1 protein-coding gene and 1 pseudogene are annotated in these 554 nt (G+C 66.2%); both read left to right on the forward strand.

All coding sequences use genetic code 11. From position 1 onward, the window contains the following. A pseudogene (locus FK530_RS26175) lies at positions 1 to 381 on the forward strand (mannitol dehydrogenase family protein); the annotation flags it as partial. Between the two features lie 2 nt (positions 382 to 383). Further along, positions 384 to 554, forward strand: a 171-nt coding sequence (locus FK530_RS27190) for a mannonate dehydratase (protein WP_369123356.1), incomplete at its 3' end; no start/stop codon positions are given.

The raw sequence follows: 554 nt of genomic DNA on the forward strand, positions 1-554 counted from the left end.
CAGAAGCTGCCGATCCGCTTCGGGGAGACCGTGAAGGCCTACATCGAACGGGGTATGGATCTCGACACCCTGGTCGCGATCCCCCTGACCTTCGCCCTGTGGTGCCGGTACCTGATGGGTGTGGCGGACGACGGTCTCCCCTTCACCCCCTCGCCCGACCCCCTGCTCGCCGAGCTCCAGGCACATGTGGCCGGGGTGGAGCTGGGCGGTGACGTGGACGCCCACCAGGCGCTCGCGCCCATCCTGTCCAACCCGACGATCTTCGGCCTCGACCTCTACACCACGCCTCTGGCGGCGCGCGTCGAGGACTACTTCGTCCGTCTGACCGCAGCACCCGGCGCCGTTCGGCGCACACTCGACAAGGAGATGAACATCCGATGAAGATGACGTTCCGTTGGTTCGGGGAGGGCTTCGACCCGATCCCCCTCCAGTACATCAAGCAGATCCCCGGCATGTCGGGAATCATGGGCGTCCTCGACCAGTACGCCGCCGGAGAGGTCTGGGAGAAGTCCGAGATCGCACGGCTGGTGGACCAGGCCCATGCTGCGGGTCTT

This window comes from Tsukamurella conjunctivitidis (assembly GCF_007858475.1).
GTDB lineage: Bacteria > Actinomycetota > Actinomycetes > Mycobacteriales > Mycobacteriaceae > Tsukamurella > Tsukamurella conjunctivitidis.